General features: G+C 55.2%; 14 protein-coding genes. 4 read left to right on the top strand and 10 right to left on the bottom strand.

Annotated elements, in window-relative coordinates; all coding sequences use genetic code 11:
• Positions 1-128 precede the first annotated feature (128 nt).
• The 3 genes from F605_RS0105710 to F605_RS10105 are packed head-to-tail and all read left to right on the top strand — an operon-like array spanning position 129 to position 2,811.
• Positions 129-1,094, top strand: coding sequence for a metal ABC transporter substrate-binding protein (locus F605_RS0105710; protein ID WP_022864934.1), 966 nt, complete (start codon positions 129-131; stop codon positions 1,092-1,094).
• Entirely contained in the window at positions 1,085-1,819 is a 735-nt protein-coding gene (locus F605_RS10110) for a metal ABC transporter ATP-binding protein (protein ID WP_022864933.1), read from the top strand. Before F605_RS0105710 ends, F605_RS10110 begins: the two co-directional genes overlap by 10 nt.
• Positions 1,819-2,811: a metal ABC transporter permease gene (locus F605_RS10105; RefSeq protein ID WP_022864932.1), complete on the top strand. Its 993-nt coding sequence runs from the start codon at positions 1,819-1,821 to the stop codon at positions 2,809-2,811. Before F605_RS10110 ends, F605_RS10105 begins: the two co-directional genes overlap by 1 nt.
• Before the next feature lie 40 nt (positions 2,812-2,851).
• Here the strand turns inward: F605_RS10105 and F605_RS0105695 are convergent, their stop codons facing one another.
• The 9 genes from F605_RS0105695 to F605_RS0105655 form a co-directional block, all read right to left on the bottom strand.
• On the bottom strand, positions 2,852-3,631 hold the full coding sequence (locus F605_RS0105695; RefSeq protein ID WP_027723636.1) for an SseB family protein: 780 nt from the start codon (positions 3,629-3,631) through the stop codon (positions 2,852-2,854).
• Position 3,632: 1 nt separating this feature from the next.
• Positions 3,633-4,358: a bifunctional 1-(5-phosphoribosyl)-5-((5-phosphoribosylamino)methylideneamino)imidazole-4-carboxamide isomerase/phosphoribosylanthranilate isomerase PriA gene (gene priA / locus F605_RS0105690; protein WP_022864930.1), complete on the bottom strand. Its 726-nt coding sequence runs from the start codon at positions 4,356-4,358 to the stop codon at positions 3,633-3,635.
• A gap of 9 nt (positions 4,359-4,367) precedes the next feature.
• Positions 4,368-5,006: an imidazole glycerol phosphate synthase subunit HisH gene (gene hisH / locus F605_RS0105685; protein ID WP_022864929.1), complete on the bottom strand. Its 639-nt coding sequence runs from the start codon at positions 5,004-5,006 to the stop codon at positions 4,368-4,370.
• Positions 4,999-5,766 carry a hypothetical protein gene (locus F605_RS11540; protein WP_022864928.1) on the bottom strand — a complete coding sequence of 256 codons (768 nt, stop codon included), beginning with the start codon at positions 5,764-5,766 and terminating at the stop codon, positions 4,999-5,001. Before F605_RS11540 ends, hisH begins: the two co-directional genes overlap by 8 nt.
• Positions 5,763-6,362 (bottom strand): imidazoleglycerol-phosphate dehydratase HisB, encoded by a 600-nt coding sequence (hisB, locus tag F605_RS0105675; RefSeq protein WP_022864927.1) that lies wholly within the window; start codon positions 6,360-6,362, stop codon positions 5,763-5,765. Before hisB ends, F605_RS11540 begins: the two co-directional genes overlap by 4 nt.
• Entirely contained in the window at positions 6,359-7,483 is a 1,125-nt protein-coding gene (locus F605_RS0105670) for a histidinol-phosphate transaminase (protein WP_022864926.1), read from the bottom strand. Before F605_RS0105670 ends, hisB begins: the two co-directional genes overlap by 4 nt.
• A 134-nt stretch (positions 7,484-7,617) precedes the next feature.
• Positions 7,618-8,868 (bottom strand): dicarboxylate/amino acid:cation symporter, encoded by a 1,251-nt coding sequence (locus tag F605_RS10095; RefSeq protein ID WP_022864925.1) that lies wholly within the window; start codon positions 8,866-8,868, stop codon positions 7,618-7,620.
• 19 nt (positions 8,869-8,887) lie between these two features.
• Positions 8,888-10,213, bottom strand: a complete 1,326-nt coding sequence (gene hisD / locus F605_RS0105660; protein ID WP_022864924.1) for a histidinol dehydrogenase — start codon at positions 10,211-10,213, stop codon at positions 8,888-8,890.
• Between the two features lie 78 nt (positions 10,214-10,291).
• The gene (locus tag F605_RS0105655) at positions 10,292-11,053 is read right to left on the bottom strand and encodes a hypothetical protein (RefSeq protein WP_022864923.1); all 762 of its coding nucleotides are present in this window, start codon (positions 11,051-11,053) and stop codon (positions 10,292-10,294) included.
• A 61-nt stretch (positions 11,054-11,114) separates the two neighbouring features.
• Here F605_RS0105655 and F605_RS0105650 point away from each other — a divergent pair, with 61 nt between their 5' ends.
• Positions 11,115-11,357 carry an RNA-binding S4 domain-containing protein gene (locus tag F605_RS0105650; protein WP_022864922.1) on the top strand — a complete coding sequence of 81 codons (243 nt, stop codon included), beginning with the start codon at positions 11,115-11,117 and terminating at the stop codon, positions 11,355-11,357.
• 19 nt (positions 11,358-11,376) lie between these two features.
• Here the strand turns inward: F605_RS0105650 and dnaE are convergent, their stop codons facing one another.
• Positions 11,377-14,925: a DNA polymerase III subunit alpha gene (gene dnaE, locus F605_RS10090; RefSeq protein ID WP_022864921.1), complete on the bottom strand. Its 3,549-nt coding sequence runs from the start codon at positions 14,923-14,925 to the stop codon at positions 11,377-11,379.
• Positions 14,926-14,962 lie beyond the last annotated feature (37 nt).

Here is a 14,962-nt window from a genome sequence, read left to right as displayed (position 1 = left end):
CCGGGATTTACCCGCCTAAAATAACTAAAAATTCGTTATTACCTGGAGTTTTTAGCACTTTGAACAGGTTTGCCACCCCTTGCTCTTGAGAACGGTTATCGTTTATATTAGGGCTTATGCATAAAAGAATGAAAAAAGTAATTTGCGCTGCCGCCATTGCCGCTCTGGCGCTGAGCGGATGTTCCGCGACTGCCAAAAGCGGGAAAGAGGCCGGCGGGAAAGTCGACGCCGTTGCCTCCTTCTATCCCCTGGCCTACGTAACCAGCCAAGTGGGTGGAGATTTAGTGGACGTAACCAACCTGACTCCCTCGGGAGAAGCCCACGACGTAGAGCTATCCGCGAAAGATCTCACCACCATTTCGCAGGCGGACGCGCTGATTTATCTATCGGGATTCCAAGCCGCCGTTGACGATGCGGTAAAGGAAGCCGCCCCGAAGAATACTTTGGATGTAGCCAAGGCCGCTAAGCTTAAGAAACTATCTGCCGAGGAAGCAGCGGAGCATGAAGGTGAACACGAAGCCGACCACGACCATGAGGGCGAACACGAAGAAGCTGGTCACGAGCATCACCACCATGGTGCATTCGACCCGCACTTTTGGCTAGATCCCCAACGCCTATCCCAAGTGGTACCGCAAGTAGTTGCCACCCTTACCAAGGCCGATCCGGATCATGGCGACACTTTCCAGAAAAACGGAAAAGCTCTGCAAGACAAACTAGCCAACCTGGATAAAGAATATCGCGCTGGCCTAAATAAATGCGCCACCCCTACTGCAGTTACCGCGCACGAAGCCTACGGATACATGGCAGACCGCTACGGATTTGAGCAAGTTGGGGTTAAAGGTGTGGATCCGGAAGCCGAAACCTCGCTGACTCGTCTACAAGAAGTGGCTAATATTGCGAAGGCCAAGAAAGTCAACGTATTGTTTTCTGAGAGCGCCCTCGGAGATAAAGACACTAAAACTTTGGCTGAGGAACTCGGGATTAAATCTGAGGTACTTGACCCCTTGGAAATCCAAGTAGATAAGAACCGCGATTATCTGCAGGTAATGCAAGACAATCTACAAAAACTGAGTAAAGCGATGAAATGTCAGTAACTGAGACCAAAACATCTCTACCTTTTAGGGCGACGGATTTATCCGTCGCCCTACAGGGCAATTTGATCCTAGAAAATATCAATTTGCAGATCACCCCCGGAACTACCGTGGCGCTGTGCGGGGAAAACGGCTCCGGAAAATCCACTTTGGTGCGCGCCGCAGTGGGACTGAATCCAGTCTCCTCGGGGAGCTTAGAGATTTTTGGTGCCCGCCCCGGCGAGAAACATTATGCTAAAGCCCTCGCCAAAGTTGGCTATGTTCCCCAACGTAAAAGCGCCCTCGGCACGGTTCCGGCTACTGCCCTGGAGGTAGTACGCTCCGGGCTATTGCGACGAGGACGATTTGGCCCGAAATGCTCCGACCGGGAACGCGCCCGCCAGGCGCTAGCAAAAGTGGGGTTAGCCGGCTCTGAGAACAAAAAGTTTCAGTTTATGTCGGGCGGCCAGCAGCAGCGGGTTTTGATCGCTCGCGCCCTGGTGCGCGACCCGGAGTTTTTAATTATGGATGAGCCCTTGGCCGGGATTGACCGGCAAAGTGCGAAGAGTCTGGCTGCCACCATTGCGGAGGCAAAAACTGCCGGAAAAACTATGTTGATTGTGCTGCATGAGCATGGATCCTTAGCTCCCTTGATCGACCGCACCATAACTTTAGTTTCCGGACAGATTGCCAGCGATAACCCTAGGGAGGCGCGGTCTCCGCTCCCGGAAGCGGAGGGGAAAGAATAATGATTACTCCCACCACCGGTATTTCCTACCTGACTCTAGCTGCGACAGATCTGCAGGTTAATTTCGCGCCCTCCCCTAGCCGCGGCACACTGGTGCCGAACTTTACTGCAGATTGGAGCAGTTTACTAGCCTCCCCCTTCTTTCTCCGTTCCCTAATCGTGGCCGTCTTGGTGGGGCTGAGTGCCCCCATTATTGGCACCTACCTGGTGCAACGCCGCCTATCCTTACTAGGTGACGGGATCGGACACGTGGCTCTTACCGGGGTGGCACTCGGTTGGGTAGTAGGTAACTTAACAGAAGTTGCGGGCGGGGATACCTTAGCCATCCCCGGAGCAGTGGTCGCTTCGATCGTAGGCGCCGTGATTATTGAATTGGTACGCGCCAAAGGCGGCGCCAGCGGCGACGTAGCGATGGCCTTACTTTTTTATGGAGGGATCGCCTCCGGGGTGCTGGTGATTTCCCTCGCCGGGGGCACTACCAACCAACTAAATTCCTACCTATTCGGTTCCATTGCCGCCGTTTCTTGGTCGGATGTGTACCTGACGATTGCCCTGTCGGTACTGATCCTAGTGTTTGGCCTGGGAATGCGCCGCGAACTTTTCTCCATCTGTGACGATGAGGAGTTCGCCTTGGCTTCGGGAATTCCGGTGCGGCTCTTGACTATCTGCTTAGCGGTAGTTAGCGCCCTGACAGTCTCGACTGCCATGCGAGTAGTGGGAGTGCTGCTAGTTTCGGCGCTGATGATTGTGCCGGTAGCCATCACCCAGATTTATGCCCGCTCTTTTAGCGCCACTATGGGCTGGGCGATGCTACTGGGAGTGGTGATGTGTATCGCCGGGCTGGTCTTTTCTTACTTTACGGCCGCTGCCTCGGGATCGGCGATCGTGATGGGATTAATCATCCTCTATGCGCTGGCGGCGGCGCTGCGACCCCTGGTGTACCGCCGGCATCTGCAAACTCCGCAAGAACCTAGCAACTGCGGGCATCATTAGACCTGCCCGAGGTTTACCACTTAACCGCAGCTAGTTTCGGTTAAGTAGCTGGCACCGGAGTTACCTCCAATAAATCAGCGGCCGTATCCAAATTGTCCAAGGCATTAAGCCCTTTTTGCAAAGCCTCCAAAGCGGTGGCCAACCCCGGAAGATTAGGGGCTACTGCGACTAGTAGTCGATCGGGACCGGCGATTTGCGGAATAATTTCCCATTCCGCCCCCGGAAGCACCTGCCGGATTAAGCGGGAAACTTCCGCTAGTAAAGCGGGATGTTCCCAACTGGGAACCCAAGTATCAGCGCAGGCCACAGCATTGAGCAGCGGGCGCGGCAAGAGGTAGGTATCATCTAACAGCATCCGACCGGGGGAATCTAACGCGGCAATCGCGAGGGCGCGGGCACCAACTGGTAGCGGGCGCGGGACTTGCTCCGCCCCTGCGAAAGACGCGAGTTCATGTCCCAAACCCGCATCTGCGGCCTTATTCATAGTCTCCAGCGAAGAATAAATGGGGACTGCCAGTCCCCCGGAGGCACCTTTTAAACGAATCTGAGGCAGCTGCCCGCTGGGACAATCCCCCTCAGGGGCGACTTCATGAGGCAACACCGGCAAGATAACCCTCCCGGAGCCTAGTGCCGCCGCTATCGACTTAAGGCGTTCGCGCAGATCGTTAAGCTTAAAAGCCGCCGCCATAGCCGGTTCTATCTCGCCTTTATCGGCGGAATTACTATTACGAGCCAGGGCACGTAAAATCGCGTTTTCTTGCTTGGCGGGCAGAGATTTAGTGTCGGCGGATTCCGCCTGGGCGTGGCTGGGAATCTCCAAACTAGGCTCTCCCGCTAGCAATCGCCAGGGCTTGTTCCATGGTGAACTGCCCGGAGTACAGGGCTTTGCCCACAATCGCGCCCTCAACCCCGATGCTGGTCAGCTCCCGCAAAGTACGTAAATCATCCAGAGTGCTCACTCCCCCACTGGCTATTACCTTCGCCGGGGTGGCTTCACATACTTCCTTAAGTAACTGGGTATTCGGGCCGGTCAAGGTACCATCGCGCATTACATCGGTAACAACGTAGCGTGCGCAGCCAGCCGCATCTAACCGGGCAATCATTTCAAAGAGGTCACCGGCATCTTTGGTCCAGCCATGAGTAGCAAGAGTATGTCCGCGCACGTCCAGCCCCACTGCAATCTGGTCACCGTATTTGGCGATCACCTGACAGGTCCACTCCGGATTTTCAATCGCGGCAGTTCCTAGATTTACCCGGCGGGCTCCGGCGTTTAGTACTCGTTCCAAAGATTCGTCGTCACGGATCCCCCCTGATACCTCTACCTGTAGATCTACCTGTTCAACGATTTCTTGCACCACTTGGGTGTTATTTCCCCGGCCGAAAGCCGCGTCCAAATCCACCAGGTGTAGCCAGCGGGCTCCCGCCTCCTGGAAGCTGCAGGCAGCCTCTAAAGGCACCCCATAGACTTTTTCGCTACCTGCTTTGCCTTGATGCAGGCGCACCGCTTGACCAGACACCACATCTACTGCCGGTAAAAGTTCTAACATGTTTCTCCCTTAGAAGGTTTGCGTCCAGTTGCGTAGCAGTTCCATGCCAGCGTCGCCGGATTTTTCAGGATGGAACTGGGTGGCCGCTAACGGCCCGTTCTCTACCGCGGCGATAAACGGCTCCCCGTGGGTTGCCCAGGAAAAAATAGGGGGTTTCATACGAGAAGCCTGCCGATAATGCCCCGCAGGATCAGCGGTTACCCCGTAGGAGTGCACGAAATAAAAACGCTCATCTTTAATCCCGGAAAAAAGCTGCGACCCCTGCCCTACCTGTATCTTTGACCAGCCCATATGGGGCAGAATCGGGGCAGGGAGTTTTTCTACCGTTCCTGGCCATTCCCCCATCCCAGCAGTGTCCTCACCGTGCTCGAGGCCGCGCTCGAACAGTATTTGCATCCCCACGCAGATACCGAGCACCGCCCGTCCACCTGCTAAACGCCGGTCAATAATAGTGTCACCGCGGCGAGCATGTAGATCCTTCATCACTGCTGCAAAGGCTCCTACCCCTGGTACTAGTAGACCGTCAGCCTCCAGACAGGTAGAAAAGTCACTGGTTAGAGTAACCTCAACCCCGACGCGCTTTAAGGCGTTAACCGCGGAGCGCACATTGCCGGAGCCGTAGTCGAATACCGCTACCTTTTTACTCACCGCCTGTTTCCTCCCGCTTATCTGGGTCTTCCCGGCGATTAATATCTTCTTGCAGTCCCCGCAGCTGCCGCAGCAAAATCCCCGGTAAATCGCGCAAGCGTGGGGGACGAATCTCGGGATAGTCTTCGGGAGAAGTCCGCCCGAGCAGTAGATCTTCCACTCGTTCATCAGCGCAAGAAACCAAGGGGCCCGCCGGAATCGTACGATCAAAATGCCCGTCATAGTACACGCGCGCCGTGATTTGCCCCTGTACCCCCGGGTCATCATCGTGATCCGAACGCAAAGTAGAAACAAACAGCACTGCCCCGTAGGGGGTAATCTTTGAAACCGCGAGGGCGAGCGCCTCGGCCTCGGGCGATACTGGTCGCTCCTCCCCCAGCAGCGCCTCTAACTCATCATCGGGAGTGGGAGTGAGGCGTTTCCACACTACGCATCCGGATTCGGTCTCCACGATCCGGGCATCAATCTCGTGAGCCGCCATCATCGTGGCTAGTGGCACCGGCTCTAGCAGGTTGGTCAGTACTAGCGCCACATCTCCGGCCTCCGGAGGCAGCGCCTCTAAGTGTTGCCAGGCCTGCAGATCTTGGTCAACTTCTTCGCTAAAGCCATCGAGCTCTTCCCCATTAATCCCGGATTGTGCGATCACCTGATCAAAGTAATCCTCGGGTTTAGATACGGGTTCTTTATCGCCCGCCGAGTTTTCCTCGCGCGGTTCTTTATCGCGCGGATCGTCCTGTTCGGGAAAGTTTGCAGCGTTCACAGCGCACCCTTAGTGGAAGGAATGCCGGTAACCCGCGGATCGGTTTCCACCGCTCCCCGCAGCGCCCGGGCGACCGCTTTGAACTGCGCCTCTACGATATGGTGCGGGTCGCGCCCCGAAAGTACCTCCACATGCAGGCAGATCCCAGCGTTATAGGCAAAAGATTCCCACACATGCCGGGTCATTGCCCCGGTGAAATGTCCGCCGATTAGGTGATATTCCTGGCCGGCAGGCTCTCCGCTGTGCATACAATAGGGGCGTCCGGCCACGTCCACCACTGCCCGGGCTAACGCCTCATCGAGCGGGACAGTGGCATCAGCAAAACGCCGAATCCCTGCTTTGTCCCCCAGAGCTTCCTGCAGCGCCTTACCCAGGCAAATCGCGGTATCTTCTACCGTGTGATGCACATCCACCTCAATATCGCCGCGAGCAGCAATATTCATATCAATCAAGGAATGTTTCGAAAGCGCAGTCAGCATATGGTCATAGAACGGTACCCCCGTACTAATCTGACTTTTCCCGGTACCATCTAGATTGATTTCTACCGTGATTTCTGATTCCGCGGTTTTCCGGGTGACTTTCCCCCTGCGGCTCATTTGGTTACCTCCTCGAATGCTTTACGAAATGCTTGATCTTCTGCGGCGGTGCCGATACTGACCCGCAAGAACCCGGCGGGACCAACCTCGCGGATTAACACCCCACGGTCCAATAAATCACTGAACACTTGGTGTCGATCCGGGAAGGGGCCAAAAAGCACAAAGTTAGCCTGGGTTTTAGGTACCGTGTAGCCCTTCGCCTCCAGCCATGCTGCCAAGGCATCGCGGCGCTCGCGTAGCTCCGCCAGCTGGCGTAGCTGCTCCTCAGCGTGTCCTAAAGCCGCGATTGCCGCTGCCTGAGTGAGTGCCGAAAGGTGATAGGGCAAACGCACCCGCATAATATCGGCGATCACCGTTTTGGCCGCCACCAGGTATCCTAGGCGCAGCCCCGCCATCCCGAAGGATTTGGACATAGTACGGGATACCGCCAAGTGCGGGAATTTTTCTAACAGGGCGAGGGCGCTGGGCTGCTCGGGATCCCGGAACTCCCCGTAGGCCTCGTCCACTACCACTACCGTAGCGGTGGGTCTGCCATTAATCTCCGGCCCGGTTTCTTTAGCTTGCTGCAAAATCTGTACTAATTCGGCTTCGCCACTGGCAGTCCCGGTCGGATTATTCGGATTTGCCAGCAGTAACACACTAGGTCGCACTTCCTGCAGCCCCTGCAGCAGGGCATCCAGATCTAGATTCCAGTCGCTTTGTCGGGGAACCGTCACATATTTCGAGTGCGCGCCCCGCACGTACTCCGGATACATCGAGTAAGAATACTCGGTTCCCAAAACCGTGCGTCCGGGCCCTGCATAGGCTCCCAACAGTTGGGTCATCACTTCATTGGAGCCATTAGCTGCCCAGATTTGTTCGACCGGAAAGTCCAGGCCAGATTCGCGCTTAATATAGCCGGCTAAGGCCTCCCGCAGGGCAGTGAAATCTCGATCCGGGTAACGGTTAAGACCCGCCGCTGCCTCGCTAACCGCCTGGGTAATATCGGTGATCATCTCGAGGCTGGGAGAATAGGGATTTTCGTTTACGTTCAGCCGGGCAGACACCTCTAGTTGCGGCGCCCCATAGGGGGTAACCTGGGCGAGTTCTTCTCGCAGCGGCAGCAAGGGGGACTGTTCCATAAATCTTCGATCCTTTCTGGCTCCCATTCTAAAGGCATTACCCAGATATTGTTTTGCCCTCGCCGATTAGCAGGTTTCGGTTTTTCTGAGGACGAAACCGGCCAATAGCGGCGAGGGCAAAATACTTTAGTTACTTAGTCGGAGGCCGAAACCATGGTTTCAGCGGTGGCCATGGCTTTACCTTTTTCATTACCCAGGGAGCCGCCCGCCAGCGTGTTCACCACCAGGGCGATAGCACCATCCCCAGTCACGTTAGTGGCAGTACCAATGGAGTCAATCGCCACATAGAGTGCGACCATCAGCGAATACAGCTCGGGAGAGAAGCCCAGGAAGCCCATCAAAACTCCCTGCGCAGCAGCGATCGCGCCGCCGGGAACCCCCGGTGCCGCCACCATGGTGATCCCTAAGATAATGATGGCCATCGCCATCTTCCCGAAGGTAACGGATTGTCCGGTCATCTGCAGGACTGCCAGGGCAAAGGCAGTGATTTTCACCGTGGAGCCACCCAGATGGATGGTGGCGCACAGTGGAATGGTAAAGCCCGCGATCTCTGCCGAAACCCCGTTGTTACGGGCACACTGATAGGTCACCGGAATGGTAGCTGCCGAAGAAGCAGTCCCCAGCGCGGTGAAATAGGCTTTCGCCATCCGGCCTAGTGCAGTGAAGGGGTTAACTTTCGCAATCGCACCGGCCACGGTGTATTGCAGTAGTAATAGCACCACAGTCAGGATCACTGACACCAAAATAACTTTGATCATTACCTTGATGACCAGGGCAATCTGCCCCGAGTAGGACATATTGAGGAAGGTACCGAAAATAAATAGCGGCAGCAGCGGCACAATCGCCCGTTTAATCATCAACATGGTGATATCCCGGAACTCCGAGTAGGCGCGATGCAAAGTGGGGGTGTTCAGCGCCGCCATGCAAATGCCCAGGATGAAAGCCAAAATCAAAGCACCGGTCACATCCAGTACCGGGGTAATGTTCAGGTTATCCCCTAGCAGGGAGGCCACCGCGTTCTTGGGCTCTTTAAGTTCGGGAGCTGATTCGGTGAGGATGCGCGGGAAAACAAGCGACGCAATCCCGTAGGTGCCGAAACCGGCGAACAAAGTGGATCCGTAGGCAATCGCGACTGTGGCCAATAGCCATTTACCAGCTCCGCGCCCTAGGTCTGCGAGCGCCGGCCCTACTAGCCCCAAAATGATCAGGGGGATACAAAAACTTAAGAATTTACCGAAAATATCGTTAAAAGTGGCGAAAGGAGAAATAAACCCTTTGGGGAGTCCGGGGATCATACCGATCAAAGCACCGGCCACGATCGCCACTAGCACCCAAAATAGCAGCTGCCTAAAGAGGCTGGGGATACCTACATTTTTATTTGCCATCGTTGTTCCTATCTGTTATTTATTCAAATCGGCAGTTCACGGCTTCTTCGTGTGCCGGAAGGTCTTCGGCGTCCGCAAACGCGGTTAAGGGACGCGCCATTTTTTCTAGAGCCCCGCGCTGGTATTCAATCTGTTGCACCGGTTTTAGATACGCCATTACTGACAGCCCGCCCTCATAACGCCCGGTACCACCGGTAGGGAGGACGTGATTAGAGCCCGCCAGGTAGTCACCCAGGGGAACCGGCGTATAGGGGCCGACAAAAATCGCTCCGGCGTTACGGATCTGATTCGCTACTTCTCCCGCTTCTACGGTATGAATCTCTAGGTGTTCGGGAGCGTAAGCATTAACCGCGTCAATCGCGCTAGCAATATCGGCTACCAGCACTATTCCGGATTGGGGGCCACTGAGAGCCTGACAAACCCGCTGCGAATGCTTAGTCGCCTGCGCGGCCGGAACGATTTCTGCTTCTACTTTGCGCGCAAGTTCCTCAGAGTCGGTAAAAAGTACCGAGGCCGCATTGGGGTCGTGCTCGGCCTGCGAAATCATATCTGCTGCCACCAGGGTGGGATTAGCACTCTTATCTGCGATAATCCCAATTTCTGTGGGGCCGGCTTCCGCGTCGATTCCGCAAACTGCGCGCACTAAACGTTTAGCCGCCGCCACATAAATATTTCCCGGCCCGGTAATCACGTCAACCGGCTGACACAGCGGATCGGGATCTATGCCCGCCTCCCCGCTAGCCCCATAGGCAAACATGGCGATCGCTTGTGCCCCACCTACGGCGTAAACCTCCTTTACCCCCAGCAGCTGACAGGCGGCCAAAATCGTGGGATGTACCCTGCCTCCGAACCGAGTTTGCGGCGGGGAGGCGACTGCTATCTGCCCTACCCCGGCTTCCTGGGCGGCTACCACGTTCATGATTACGGAGGACGGATATACGGCTAGTCCGCCGGGAACATACAACCCTACCCGCTCGACCGGAATCCAGCGCTGTTTCACGATCCCGCCGGGCATTATTTCGGTTACTCGCTCACTGGGAACCTGAGCGCGATGCCCGGCGCGATTGTGGGCGATAGAAATATCCATGGCTTCCCGCACTGCCGAATCAAGCTGCTCCAATGCCGAGGAGAGCTCTTCTTCCGGTACGCGCAGATGCTCTGGCCTGACCCCATCGAACTTTTCGGAAAGCTCCCGCAGAGCGACGGCACCGCGCGCTTTTACCTCCTGCATCAGAGGACGAATTTTCTCTGCCGCGTCCTCAATATTCATTTGGGCGCGCGGTAGCGCTTGGCGCAGTTCCATCCCGGTTGGCATAGTAGTGCGGAAATCAGTAATTGACAGCATGGGGATATGTTATTGGGTTTGAGAAAAGAGACCGCAGTCTAGTCCAATAAATAAAATATTTTGACTTATATAGTGAAACTACTTTTGGTGTTTCTTCTGTAAGTTCCGCATTACCCAATCCCGGAAACCGCGATAGGTAAGGTACAGCAGTACCGCACAGACCAGCCACAATACCCAGGGATACCAGGCAGGAATCGGGGAAACCAGATATAGCGAGGCAGCTACCACAATCAGGCCGGCAATAAAACCACAAACCGCCCCCATTAGGGTACCGGTGAGGAAAGTATTCGATTTTTCCTGCGCATCTCCCTGGTACCAGGTCACCAAAATCAGGGCAATCACCATCACGATCAGGGAACCGATCCTAAGCCACATGGACGTTCCGAAACCGTTGAAAACCATTACCCCGGACAAAGACAACCCCATTAAAGCGTCCAACCACCACGGAGTTAAGGCTTGCTGATGTAAAGATTTCTGAATCTCCAGTGCCGACACCCGGGAATCATATTCCGTGGCTACCGGCGTTCCCTCAGTTTCCGCGGGTGCCCCGGCCTCCTTTACCGGTTCGGGCTGCGGGTTTTTGCTTCCAGAGGCCGAAACCACTGATTCTTCGGGAAGCGGTTTTTTTTGAGTCTGCGGGTATTCTGCCACCTGCGGGAACTGCGGGCTATATTGGGGAACATTTTGCGCCGGAGGTGCGGCCGGGGCAGGGAAAGCCGGTTGCGGCTGCGACTCGATGGGTTGACTACCTAGCTCTGCTTGCCCTGATCTTAGGAAAGGCCAGTTTGCTCCGCTTGGCTGATCACCTTGTGGGAATCCGTGCGGTTCGGGGTTGCTCATCTAGCTCCTCCAACATGCGCCAATAAAGTCATACTGCCAACAGTTTAGTATCATTTACTGTGTGGCAGATAATAACAGCGTTTCCTTACCGGCGATTTCAGTGCGGGGAACTATCAAGCTCGGACAGTTTCTGAAACTAGCAAACCTGGTAGAAGACGGCGCCGAGGCACGAGTGCTTATCCAATCCGGTGATGTGACGGTCAATGGCGAGGTAGAAACTCGCCGCGGCAGCGCCCTCTCCCCCGGCGATATCGTGCAAGTAAATCTCCCCACCGGCACCGCCGGAGCCCAAGTCTCCCGTTAAATTAGTGGAGCGCGGAAGGTTATTTGCGCTTTTCTAGGCAGTGCAGACCGAGTAGGGTTTTTAGCTGGCCGGCTAAACCGGATCCGCGATTTACCCGCAAATCATCACCCAGCTGCACGATAGTTGTGCCTTTAGAGCCGCGCAGATGCATCCGAACTTCGCTTTGTCCCGGACTGGAACCCAGGATTTCCCGTAATTGCTCCGCTATATCTTCGGTAAGACGATTTGCCGCGATATAGATATTTAAAGGGCCATTGGAAACCTGGCTGATGTCAGGCACGGTCATTTCTTGCGCGTACAGGGAAGCTTCTTCGTCACGAATCCGTACCCGTCCCCGCACGCTCACAATTTCGTCCGTCACCAAGTCTTGCGAATACTTCTGGTAGGTGTTCGGGAAAAACAGCACATCGGTAGAGCCGGAAATATCCTCGATAGTGGCGATCGCCCACAGGTTCCCGTCACGCTTGGTAGTTTTACTTTGCACCGCGGTAATCAGGCCACATATTTGAATTTGTTGCCCATCTCTTACCCCGTCCTCGGAAGAAAGATCCACGATTTCAGTGTCACTATTGTGGGCAAGAATGGTCTCCATCCCCTGTAAGGGGTGGTCAGAAACATAAAGCCCCAACATGTCCCGTTCGAACTTGAGTTTTTGCTGTTTATCCCATTCCGGAAGCTCGGGGATTTGCACGGTGAAAGTAACTCCCTCATCGGCAGCCATCATCCCGAAGAGATCTTCTTGCCCCATGGCGGCGTTTCGTTTCACGTCGATCACGGAGTCGACGGCCTCAATATGGATGGCTTCGAGCGGGCGGCGGGCGTGCCCTAAGGAATCGAAGGCCCCCGCCTTAATCAGAGATTCCACTACCCGCTTGTTACAAACCTCGATGGGGACTTTGTCCAGAAAATCGTGGAACGAAGTGTAGTCACCTTTTTCTTTACGGGCTTTCACGATTTCGGCAACCACGTTGATACCGACGTTACGTACTGCAGACAGACCGAAGCGGATGGATTCGCCAACTGCAGTGAAATCTGAGTCGGAGGCGTTCACGTCCGGAGGTAACACCGCAATATTCATCCGGCGACATTCTCGCAGGTAAAGCCCCAGTTTATCTTTGTTATCTTTGGTGGAGGTCAGCAGCGCCGCCATGTATTCGGTGGGATAGTTGGCTTTGAGGTAGGCCGTCCAATAGGAAACTAACCCATAGGCAGCGGAGTGCGATTTATTGAACGCATAGGAGGAGAACGGCACCAGAATTTCCCAAAGTTTACTGACCGCGTCCTCGGGATATCCGCGCTCGATCATCCCATCGTGGAAGCGCGAATACTGTTTATCCATCTCCTTTTTCTTTTTCTTACCCATGGCGCGCCGCAAAATATCTGCCTGCCCCAGGGAATAGCCGGCGACTTTTTGGGCGATTGCCATTACCTGCTCTTGGTAGACGATGAGACCGTAGGTTTCGTCCAAAATATCGGCAAGGGCTTCGGAGAGGGCGGGATGGATAGGCTCGATTTCTTGGCGCCCATTTTTCCGCAAAGCATAGTTGGTGTGCGAGTTCGCCCCCATAGGGCCAGGCCGGTAGAGGGCGCCGACCGCAGAAATATCGGAGAACTCGGTAGGCTTCATCAGCCGCATCAGCGACCGCATCCCCGCAGAATCCAGCTGGAATACCCCCAGGGTTTCCGCTCGGGAAAGCAGCTCATAAGTGGGGCGGTTATCCAGGGGAACTTGCTCTAAATCCAGAGGTTCCTTCCCGTTAGCCACGATATTGTCGAGGGCATCCGAGATGACAGTTAGGTTACGCAGCCCCAGGAAGTCCATTTTCAACAGTCCCAAGGTTTCGCAGGTGGGATAGTCGAATTGGGTGATGATCGCCCCGTCGGCCAGGCGTTTCATCATAGGCACGATATCGGTTAAATCATGACTGGACATGATGACCGCGCAGGCGTGCACTCCCCATTGCCGGGTAATGCCCTCTAGCCCTTGCGCCATTTTGATAACCGGTTTAACCTCGCCTGCGTTATCGGAAACGTATTGGCGAAACTCGCTGGCTTCCCCGTAGCGTGGATGCTTCTCATCGTAGATTCCCGACAGCGGGATATCTTTACCCATAATCGCGGGCGGCATTTTCTTGGTGAGCTGATCACCCAGCGCATAGGGCTTATCCATGATCCGGCAAGAGTCTTTTAGCGCCTGCTTGGCTTTAATCTTGCCGTAAGTGACTACCTGCGCAACCCGGTCTTTCCCGTATTTTTCGGTTACGTAATCGATGACTTCCCCGCGCCGGCGCTCATCGAAGTCTACGTCGATATCGGGCATAGACACCCGTTCGGGGTTAAGGAAACGTTCAAACATGAGCCCATGTTCGAGGGGGTCGAGTTCGGTAATCCCCATCGCGTAGGCCACGATTGATCCGGCTCCCGACCCACGTCCGGGCCCTACCCGGATTCCTTGTGCTTTCGCCCAGTTAATATAGTCGGCTACCACCAGGAAGTATCCGGGGAATCCCATCTGGGTGATGATCCCGCATTCGTAGTCGGCTTGTTTTTGGGATTTTTCGGGGATCCCTTGCGGGTAGCGCCGGTGCAGGCCGCGCTGAACTTCTTTGACAAACCAGCTGGTAGTGTCTTCCCCAGAGGGCACTTCGAACTGGGGCATATAGTCGGCGCCCTCGTCGGTAGTTTGAAAATGCACCTCGCACATTTCCGCGATTTTCAAGGTGTTATCGCAGGCCTCGGGGAATTCAGAGAATAGTTCCCGCATTTCTTCTGCGCTTTTCAGGTAGTACCCGGAGCCTTCGAAACGGAAGCGGTCAGCATCGTTGAGCCGCGAACCCGAGTTGATACACAGCAGGGCATCTTGGGTGGGTTGATCGCTTTTGAGGACGTAGTGCGAGTCGTTGGTGGCTATCAGGGGGGCGTCAATAACTTTCGCCAGTTTCAGCAAATCGTTGCGCACTCGCCGCTCGATTTGCAGGCCGTGATCCATAAGTTCGATAAAGAAATTTTCTTTCCCGAAAATATCTTGTAGTTCTCCGGCAGCTTTTTTGGCTTCTTCCCACTGTCCTAGACGCAGGCGAGTTTGGATTTCTCCCGAGGGGCAACCGCTGGTTCCAATCAGCCCGGTGGAGTAGCGTTCCAGCAGATCCCGGTCGGCGCGCGGCCATTTTTGCATCTGCCCATCGATGGAGGCCAGCGACCCTAAGCGAAACAGGTTGTGCATCCCCTCGGTGGTGCGCGAAAGCAGCGTCATATGGGTGTAGGCGCCACGTGCCGATACGTCATCTGCCCGCTGGCTTTCTTCTCCCCAGCGTTGCCGAGTTTGGTCAAAGCGGGAAGTACCGGGGGTGATATAGGCTTCGAGGCCGATTATGGGTTTAATTCCTGCGTTGCGGGCAGCAGCATAGAACTCGTAAGCGCCAAACAGGTAGCCATGGTCGGTGATAGCTACGGCCGGTTGACCGATTTCTACCGCCCGCTCCACTAGTTTTCCAATCCGGGCGGCACCATCCAACATGGAATAGTCGGTGTGAACATGAAGATGAACAAAATCTTTCGCTGGCGCCATGCCCACCAGTCTAGCTTGGCGCCGACTTTGTTTCTTC

The sequence above is a fragment of the Varibaculum cambriense DSM 15806 genome, assembly GCF_000420065.1.
GTDB lineage: Bacteria > Actinomycetota > Actinomycetes > Actinomycetales > Actinomycetaceae > Varibaculum > Varibaculum cambriense.
This window is presented reverse-complemented; position numbering and strand designations above follow the sequence as displayed.

What these genes read in the sequence shown, in the direction of transcription:
- priA (WP_022864930.1), bottom strand. Translation starts at nt 4,358, where the DNA reads ATGTTAGAACTTTTACCGGCAGTAGATGTGGTGTCTGGTCAAGCGGTG.
- F605_RS10110 (WP_022864933.1), top strand. Translation starts at nt 1,085, where the DNA reads ATGTCAGTAACTGAGACCAAAACATCTCTACCTTTTAGGGCGACGGAT.
- dnaE (WP_022864921.1), bottom strand. Translation starts at nt 14,925, where the DNA reads ATGGCGCCAGCGAAAGATTTTGTTCATCTTCATGTTCACACCGACTAT.
- hisB (WP_022864927.1), bottom strand. Translation starts at nt 6,362, where the DNA reads ATGAGCCGCAGGGGGAAAGTCACCCGGAAAACCGCGGAATCAGAAATC.
- F605_RS10105 (WP_022864932.1), top strand. Translation starts at nt 1,819, where the DNA reads ATGATTACTCCCACCACCGGTATTTCCTACCTGACTCTAGCTGCGACA.
- hisD (WP_022864924.1), bottom strand. Translation starts at nt 10,213, where the DNA reads ATGCTGTCAATTACTGATTTCCGCACTACTATGCCAACCGGGATGGAA.
- F605_RS10095 (WP_022864925.1), bottom strand. Translation starts at nt 8,868, where the DNA reads ATGGCAAATAAAAATGTAGGTATCCCCAGCCTCTTTAGGCAGCTGCTA.
- F605_RS0105670 (WP_022864926.1), bottom strand. Translation starts at nt 7,483, where the DNA reads ATGGAACAGTCCCCCTTGCTGCCGCTGCGAGAAGAACTCGCCCAGGTT.
- F605_RS0105710 (WP_022864934.1), top strand. Translation starts at nt 129, where the DNA reads ATGAAAAAAGTAATTTGCGCTGCCGCCATTGCCGCTCTGGCGCTGAGC.
- F605_RS0105655 (WP_022864923.1), bottom strand. Translation starts at nt 11,053, where the DNA reads ATGAGCAACCCCGAACCGCACGGATTCCCACAAGGTGATCAGCCAAGC.